The sequence below is a fragment of the uncultured Mycobacterium sp. genome (assembly GCF_964249325.1).
Lineage (GTDB): Bacteria > Actinomycetota > Actinomycetes > Mycobacteriales > Mycobacteriaceae > Mycobacterium.
Genome location: NZ_CAXUCH010000025.1, coordinates 23,088 through 29,730 on the forward strand (window position 1 = coordinate 23,088; position 6,643 = coordinate 29,730).

Below are 6,643 nucleotides of genomic sequence, written 5' to 3' on the forward strand. Positions count from 1 at the left end.
TCGCTCGCCTGCACCAGCGGGGTGTAAGCCGGAACTTCGGCGCCGTACATCGCCGACAGCGCGGCGGCGAAATTGGCGCGTAGCTTCCAGGTGGCAAGGTTTTTCGCGCGGCTCATCGGGCCCCGCTGCTGCGATACTCTCCGGCCATGGGTGAGACGCTCGACGACATCGACCGGACTCTGCTGCGTGAGCTCGTCGTCAACGGACGCGCGACGCTGTCGGAGCTGGCGGCCAGCGCGGGCCTGTCGGTGTCGGCCGTGCAGTCCCGTGTACGCCGGCTGGAGTCTCGCGGTGTGGTGCTGGGGTACTCGGCGCGGATCAACCCCGAGGCGGTGGGCAACATGCTGTCGGCGTTCGTGGCCATCACCCCTCTCGATCCCTCTCAACCCGATGATGCGCCCGCCCTGCTCGAGCACTTCCCGGAAATCGAGTCGTGCCAATCCGTGGCCGGCGAGGAGAGCTACATCCTGCTGGTGCGCGTCGAGTCCGCCCGAGCGCTCGAGGACCTGCTGCAACGGATTCGGACCACCGCCAACGTCCAGACCCGCAGCACGATCATTTTACGGACGTTTTACAGTGGGCGGGAGGTTGTACCGTAATTTTTACGGTTTCTGGCCAGCTATTATCCAGTTATGACTGTTCTGGCGCCCACCGATCAACAGCTGGAAGCCGGCCGCGTCCACGAGGTGCTGGCACGCAGCATCTTGGTTGACGGCTTCGACTTCGTGCTGGACCTGCGCCGCTCGGCCGGCTCGTATCTGGTCGACGCCCGCGACGGACGGCGCTATCTCGACATGTTCACCTTCGTCGCCTCCTCGGCGCTGGGCTTGAACCATCCGGCGCTGGCCGACGACGAGGCGTTCCGCGCCGAACTCACCGAGGCAGCGCTCAACAAGCCCAGCAATTCCGAGGTGTATTCGGTGCCGATGGCCCGCTTCGTCGAGACTTTCACCCGAGTCGTAGGTGACCCGGCGCTGCCGCATCTGTTTTTCATCGAGGGTGGTGGCTTGGCGGTCGAGAACGCACTCAAGGTGGCGTTCGACTGGAAGAGCCGGCACAACGAGGCCAACGGCATCGACCCTGCGCTCGGCACCCGGGTAATGCACCTGCGCGGGGCCTTTCACGGGCGCAGCGGTTACACGCTGTCGCTGACCAACACGCGTCCGGTCAACGTGGCGCGCTTCCCGACGTTCGACTGGCCGCGCATCGACGCGCCGTTCCTTCGCCCGGGCGCTGATATGGACGTGCTGGAAGCCGAATCGCTGCGGCAGGCCCGGGCGGCGTTCGAGGCCTACCCGAACGACATCGCATGCTTTGTCGCCGAACCCGTCCAGGGCGAAGGCGGCGACCGGCACTTTCGGCCGCAGTTTTTCACCGCCATGCGCGAGTTGTGCGACGAATACGACGCGCTGATGATCTTCGACGAGGTGCAGACCGGTTGTGGGTTGACTGGAACACCTTGGGCCTACCAGCAATTCGGCGTTGCGCCCGACGTGGTGGCGTTCGGCAAGAAGACGCAAGTCTGTGGGGTGATGGCCGGACGGCGGGTCGACGAGATCGCCGACAATGTGTTCAGCGTCCCTGGGCGGCTCAACTCGACGTGGGGCGGCAACCTCGTCGACATGGTGCGGGCGCGGCGCATTCTGGAGGTCATCGAGGCCGACGGCCTGTTTGCGCGCGCCGCCGAACACGGCCGTCATTTGCGTGTCCGGCTCGACGAGCTGGCCGCCGACTTTCCCGGCTTGGTGCTCGACGTCCGCGGCCGTGGCCTGATGTGCGCGTTCAGCTTGCCGACCACCACCGACCGCGACGAGGTGGTCCGCCGGTTGTGGCAGCGCGGGGTGATCGTTTTGCCCAGCGGTTCCGACAGCGTGCGTTTCCGCCCGGCGCTGACGGTGTCGCGCGCGGAAATCGACCAGGCGGTGGATGGAGTCCGCCGGGCGTTGAAGGACCTGACATGACCGCGGTCGGGACGGTTTACCTGCGCTAACTGGGGGGTATTCCATGTGCGCTCTAAGCAGTCAGGGCCAGGAGGCGTCAGCGAATGTAACTGATGCGCCGGATCAGACGATGAAGTAAGAGCAATCCACGCAGGACAGTGATCGACCATGCAAAACCCACGTCAGCATTCACCCGGTGACCGCCTCGGCCAAGAGGACAGTGAGGTCCAGGCGGCGGTGCGGTTTGCGGTTTTAGCCGCGGCGGCCGGCGTCGGTTTCCTTATCGTGGCCGCTTTGTGGGTCAGCACCTGTAACGGTCAGATGGCCTTGGACACCGTGGCGTGCGGGGCACCGCAGCGGGCCCTGCTGGCTTTCGGTGCGCCGGCGATCTTGCTGGCCGAAGGAGGCTGGGCGTTTCTGCGCACCTACCGGGTGTGGCGTGTCCGCGGGACGTGGTGGGCGTGGCAGGGCGCCGGCTGGTTCTTGCTGATGCTGATGTTGCTGACGCTCACCATGGGCGTTCCGCCGATCGCAGGCCCGGCTCTGGCCGGCTGACCGGTATCGACGACACCGTTAGGCAGTGCGCTGCCCCGGCCGATCCTCGACGCTCCACTCTTGGTCGATGAGGAGCACGCGGCGACGCTCCAACACCAGCCACAGTGCTCCGTTGACCGTTCCCAGCACAGCAACAAGCACCGTCGTGGCCAGCCACTCGTAATGCCGGTAGGCAGCGGCTGCCAGCGTGCTGACCACCCCCAGTACTGCGATCGTCAGCAGGATAAATCCGGGCCAGAAGAGGTTGTCCTTCATCGTGATACCAGCGTGGGGTTGCGTGGTCCGGAAATGATCAATCGGATCGCGATGGATGTCTCCCACCGGGCCTCCCTCCGTCGCCGGACGAGATAACGACCATTTTGCTCCTTATTGGTCACCGGCCGCACGTTGTGAGATCGGGCGCGTCACGCCGGCCTGGTCGCGGACGAGCACATCGGGCAGCAGAACCGCCCCGACCGTTGTCACGAGCCAGACCACGAGCGTTGCGGCAATCCAGGATGCGTTTCCGCGGATGCTGAGCCCGTCAGTAAATGCCGAGGCCAGAATCAGCGCGAGGAGGGTCAATGCCAGGCCGGTGCTGCCCAGCAGCAGAGAGGCATATGCACGCGGCAGCTTCAAAATCCACCATGAGAGCACGGCCTGCGCTACCGCGAAGATCACTACGGCGGCGACGAACCCCGACACTGACAGCGAAACCCGGGGAACAACCCACGCGGCGACCAGCAATCCAATCGCCCACGATGCCAGCAGCACAAGGGTCCGCAGCAGGATCTGCCTCAGCTCAGCGCTCATGACAATTAAGCGTAGGTGCCTGGGGCTCGCTTTTGCGGCTGCGTTGAACGATGAAAACAGCGCTGTCAGCCAACGGGCGGCCCGCTGTTGACCCGGCGGATGTTCCGGAGCACAAAAGGCCCAGCCGTTCGGCTGGGCCTTTTGCTTTCAGGCGGGTCTTATTGCTCGCGCCGTTGGGTGGCCTTTTGGCGTTGCTCTTTGGCCTTGGCTTCAGCGCGGGCCTTCTCGGCCTCCGCTTCCTTGCGGGCGGCGTCGCGGTGCGCCCTGGCCTTGTCCTGCTGCGCCTGGCCCTCCTGGGACAGGTTGTCGCGACCGGTCACCGTGCCTACGACTTCTTTGACGAGGCCTTTGACGCCCTCAACGATGCCGCGCACAGCTTCGCCGGGGCCACTCTTGTCACTCATATATCTTCCTTTCCGCGTTGGCGGTACGCCCTCGCCGCGTTGCGTGGGCGTACCGAGCTCGTTGCCCTTTTCTTGAGCGTTGCGCGGTTCTGCACGATGCGAAGTGGCAGGCAGTGGACGTGCTGGCGATGTTTCGGTCACCTGCGTCCGACACCGTTGCCTCCTTCGCAGCCGCTATCCCCGACCGTCAGCGAGGTTTCCCATCGCGGGACGCCCGCAAACACCGACTGGTTATTCCCGATACTCGTCGCGGTCATCCTCGACGACTTCCTGCAGCTGTTGCTGCCAATCCGGGGCATTGGCCTCCATCGGGGCCTCTGGATGCTCCACGGCGGGCGGCTCCGGGGCGGTTTTTGGTGCTGCTCGACGGCGTCGGCGGACGTCTCGTCGGTGGGCTCGCGCATCTGCGTGTCCTACCCCTGGCCGCGCTAGCCGAAGCTGCGGCCAGATCACTGGTTACAAACGACGGTGAGCGGGTATGGAATCTGCACGATGACGAATTCGCAGGCGGTGGGCTATGTCGTGGTGCCGTGGTCAGCCCAGCATCGGGGACAGAATCACAAAGGCGATGACATAAACCCCTACCGCAACCAAGATCAACACGACCAGCGTGATCACTGCGATCAGCGCGACGCGCCCAAGGTTGCGCGTCCGGGCCGGGTCGGTTGTGTCGGCCTCATCCATGCGCACCGCATACCCGGAGGTGGTCATGACTAACCGGCTCCGCCTCGGAGATAATCTCGGTCACACAATGCCGGGAGACCACATGGCCGATGCAGAAGCGCGCGGTGAGAAGCAGCAACGAGGCGACCGCGCGGTCGAACTCCGGGTCGCCGCGCGGCTAGAGAATCTGGCAGTGCTGCGCACACTGGTCGGGGCGGTCGGCACCTTCGAAGACCTCGATTTCGACGCGGTCGCCGACTTGCGGCTCGCGGTCGACGAGGTCTGTACCCGGTTGATTCGTTCAGCCACACCGGACGCAACGTTGGTGCTGGTGGTCGACCCGCGAGCCGACGAGCTCGTGGTGGAGGCGTCGACCACCTGCCAAACCTACGACGTGGTGACTCCGGGTAGCTTCAGCTGGCATGTGCTGACTTCGCTGACCGACGGCGTTCAGACCTTCCGCGACGGCAGTCAGCTGGAAGGCGGCGGTGTCTTCGGGATCACCCTGACCACACGACGGGCGGGCTCCACCAGGTGACAGCGCGAGCTGTCGGCGGTTCTGGTTCACGACAGAATGAATATGCCGACGTTCCCGACTTGTTCCGTGAGCTGGCCAGCCTCCAGCCGAACTCACCGGAATTCCAGCGGCAGCGCGACAAGATCGTCGAACGCTGTCTGCCCCTGGCCGATCACATCGCCCGCCGATTCGAGGGCCGCGGCGAACCGCGCGACGACTTAGTCCAGGTAGCGCGGGTCGGGCTGGTCAACGCGGTGGTCCGCTTCGATGTCGAGGCCGGATCAGACTTCGTCTCATTCGCGGTGCCCACCATCATGGGGGAGGTCCGGCGACACTTTCGCGACAACAGCTGGTCGGTGAAGGTGCCGCGGCGTCTTAAAGAACTGCACTTACGGCTCGGCACTGCTACCGCCGACTTGTCGCAACGGCTGGGCCGAGCGCCCACGGCCACTGAGCTCGCGGACGAACTCGACATGGACCGCACCGAGATCGTCGAAGGACTTGTTGCGGGCAGCTCCTACAACACGTTGTCGATCGACAGCGGTGGCAGCGGCAGCGCGGACGACGATGCCCGCGCCATCGCTGACACCCTCGGCGACGTGGACACTGGCCTGGAGCGGATCGAAAACCGCGAGGCGTTGCGTCCTCTGCTAGATGCGCTGCCCGAGCGGGAGCGGACGGTGTTGGTGCTCAGGTTCTTCGAGTCGATGACGCAGACGCAAATCGCCGAGCGGGTCGGCATCTCGCAGATGCACGTGTCCCGCCTGCTGGCTAAATCGCTAGCGCGCCTGCGGGACCAATTGGAGTAGGCGGCGCGGTTCGTCCTGGGCGGCCATCGCCGCATCGGCGGACTCCGCGATTGGCAGCGCGTGCTCAGGATCGCAGATGCGCAAAAGGCGACTAACCGCGCGACTGGGCACTACCGCCCAGCGGACGTCGGCTCCGGCGCAGCGCACATTGATCGTGTGCAGGGTCGAAAACGCTGCTGTCCCAAAGAATTCCACGCCGCTGAGGTCCAAGACCAGCAGCTTGGAGGAGGCGGCACAGCGCTGCACGTAATCGGCGAGCTGACCGGCATTGGCGGCATCGAGTTCGCCCTGCGCGGCGACCACGGCGACCGACGGCCCCCAGTGGACGGTAAAACGTGCGGTGCGGTTTTCCCAGGGTTGAGACGGAAATGCGGCGTCTGCGCCGGCGGTCGCGTCCGCAGACCCTGCGGTTTTCACGACAGACATTGGTGACTCCATCAGTCGACGAAAATTCGTGCTGTTGGATCACGTCAATCAGAGGATTGCCCTTCACGGCAAGGAGTTCGCCTCCCTGCACGTCATTGACGCTGTCCGGGCGGCTGTGAACTCAACCTGCCAAAAACCTTACTAGGGCCGAGATGGGCCGACAACGGTTTGGCTGCGATTGACCCGACTACCAGAAACGATGACGTTCGCGAATCGCCGCACCGCGTCGGTGGCGGCCACTGCGGCTGCGGTATGGCCGTCGCGCGCTCGGGTATCGACGCCACCCGTCGCCGGGTTCAGCGTCACCTCGCCCAGTGACTCTCCCGTCGTGGCCTCGCAGATCGCCCAGGTGTACCGCGTGTCCGACGACCAGGCGTCGAGATGCAGCGCTCGCAGATACCACGGCCCGGCGTTGATCTCGATAGCTTCCAAGTCCGGCTCCTCCTCATCGCGCTGCGCGCTCTGCATCGGTCGCCGGACGCGCTTCCAAGTCCGGCTCCTCCTCATCGCGCTGCGCGCTCTGCATCGGTCGCCGGA

The 6,643-nt window shown here is 65.0% G+C and carries 11 protein-coding genes and 1 pseudogene (1 of these 12 running past the window's edge); 5 read left to right on the top strand and 7 right to left on the bottom strand.

Features of this window, described 5'->3' with window-relative positions; genetic code table 11:
* Positions 1-116, bottom strand: a pseudogene (locus ACFE99_RS05660) (2-oxoadipate dioxygenase/decarboxylase family protein) (it extends 1,136 nt beyond the left edge of the window).
* Positions 117-146: 30 nt separating this feature from the next.
* Between ACFE99_RS05660 and ACFE99_RS05665 the strand changes: the two are divergent.
* From ACFE99_RS05665 to ACFE99_RS05675, 3 genes are all read left to right on the top strand, one after another.
* Positions 147-599 carry an Lrp/AsnC family transcriptional regulator gene (locus ACFE99_RS05665; RefSeq protein ID WP_375483230.1) on the top strand — a complete coding sequence of 151 codons (453 nt, stop codon included), beginning with the start codon at positions 147-149 and terminating at the stop codon, positions 597-599.
* Positions 600-632: 33 nt separating this feature from the next.
* Positions 633-1,961 carry an L-lysine 6-transaminase gene (lat, locus tag ACFE99_RS05670; RefSeq protein WP_375483232.1) on the top strand — a complete coding sequence of 443 codons (1,329 nt, stop codon included), beginning with the start codon at positions 633-635 and terminating at the stop codon, positions 1,959-1,961.
* Positions 1,962-2,108: 147 nt separating this feature from the next.
* Positions 2,109-2,495, top strand: a complete 387-nt coding sequence (locus ACFE99_RS05675) for a hypothetical protein (RefSeq protein WP_375483234.1) — start codon at positions 2,109-2,111, stop codon at positions 2,493-2,495.
* 18 nt (positions 2,496-2,513) lie between these two features.
* On the opposite strand, the gene usfY is transcribed toward ACFE99_RS05675, so the two are convergent.
* The 4 genes from usfY to ACFE99_RS05695 form a co-directional block, all read right to left on the bottom strand.
* Entirely contained in the window at positions 2,514-2,816 is a 303-nt protein-coding gene (gene usfY / locus ACFE99_RS05680; RefSeq protein WP_375483236.1) for a protein UsfY, read from the bottom strand.
* A 45-nt stretch (positions 2,817-2,861) separates the two neighbouring features.
* Positions 2,862-3,287 (bottom strand): hypothetical protein, encoded by a 426-nt coding sequence (locus ACFE99_RS05685; protein WP_375483238.1) that lies wholly within the window; start codon positions 3,285-3,287, stop codon positions 2,862-2,864.
* Between the two features lie 158 nt (positions 3,288-3,445).
* Positions 3,446-3,691 (bottom strand): CsbD family protein, encoded by a 246-nt coding sequence (locus tag ACFE99_RS05690; protein ID WP_375483240.1) that lies wholly within the window; start codon positions 3,689-3,691, stop codon positions 3,446-3,448.
* A 534-nt stretch (positions 3,692-4,225) separates the two neighbouring features.
* On the bottom strand, positions 4,226-4,402 hold the full coding sequence (locus ACFE99_RS05695) for a hypothetical protein (protein ID WP_375483242.1): 177 nt from the start codon (positions 4,400-4,402) through the stop codon (positions 4,226-4,228).
* A gap of 55 nt (positions 4,403-4,457) precedes the next feature.
* On the opposite strand from ACFE99_RS05695, the gene ACFE99_RS05700 reads away from it, so the two are divergent.
* Complete coding sequence (locus tag ACFE99_RS05700; protein ID WP_375483244.1) at positions 4,458-4,892, top strand: ATP-binding protein; 435 nt, start codon at positions 4,458-4,460, stop codon at positions 4,890-4,892.
* Positions 4,889-5,680 carry an RNA polymerase sigma factor SigF gene (locus tag ACFE99_RS05705; protein WP_375483246.1) on the top strand — a complete coding sequence of 264 codons (792 nt, stop codon included), beginning with the start codon at positions 4,889-4,891 and terminating at the stop codon, positions 5,678-5,680. The genes ACFE99_RS05700 and ACFE99_RS05705 overlap by 4 nt, the downstream gene beginning before the upstream one ends.
* On the opposite strand, the gene ACFE99_RS05710 is transcribed toward ACFE99_RS05705, so the two are convergent.
* Together ACFE99_RS05710 and ACFE99_RS05715 are read right to left on the bottom strand one after the other, a co-directional pair.
* Positions 5,651-6,106 (bottom strand): STAS domain-containing protein, encoded by a 456-nt coding sequence (locus ACFE99_RS05710; protein ID WP_375483248.1) that lies wholly within the window; start codon positions 6,104-6,106, stop codon positions 5,651-5,653. The two genes, ACFE99_RS05705 and ACFE99_RS05710, sit on opposite strands and share 30 nt — an antisense overlap.
* Before the next feature lie 141 nt (positions 6,107-6,247).
* Positions 6,248-6,538, bottom strand: a complete 291-nt coding sequence (locus tag ACFE99_RS05715; RefSeq protein WP_375483250.1) for a hypothetical protein — start codon at positions 6,536-6,538, stop codon at positions 6,248-6,250.
* Positions 6,539-6,643 lie beyond the last annotated feature (105 nt).

Coding starts and splice junctions, on each gene's coding strand:
- ACFE99_RS05690 (WP_375483240.1), bottom strand. CDS start 3,691: ATGAGTGACAAGAGTGGCCCCGGCGAAGCTGTGCGCGGCATCGTTGAG.
- ACFE99_RS05700 (WP_375483244.1), top strand. CDS start 4,458: ATGGCCGATGCAGAAGCGCGCGGTGAGAAGCAGCAACGAGGCGACCGC.
- ACFE99_RS05685 (WP_375483238.1), bottom strand. CDS start 3,287: ATGAGCGCTGAGCTGAGGCAGATCCTGCTGCGGACCCTTGTGCTGCTG.
- lat (WP_375483232.1), top strand. CDS start 633: ATGACTGTTCTGGCGCCCACCGATCAACAGCTGGAAGCCGGCCGCGTC.
- ACFE99_RS05695 (WP_375483242.1), bottom strand. CDS start 4,402: ATGACCACCTCCGGGTATGCGGTGCGCATGGATGAGGCCGACACAACC.
- ACFE99_RS05710 (WP_375483248.1), bottom strand. CDS start 6,106: ATGTCTGTCGTGAAAACCGCAGGGTCTGCGGACGCGACCGCCGGCGCA.
- ACFE99_RS05665 (WP_375483230.1), top strand. CDS start 147: ATGGGTGAGACGCTCGACGACATCGACCGGACTCTGCTGCGTGAGCTC.
- ACFE99_RS05675 (WP_375483234.1), top strand. CDS start 2,109: ATGCAAAACCCACGTCAGCATTCACCCGGTGACCGCCTCGGCCAAGAG.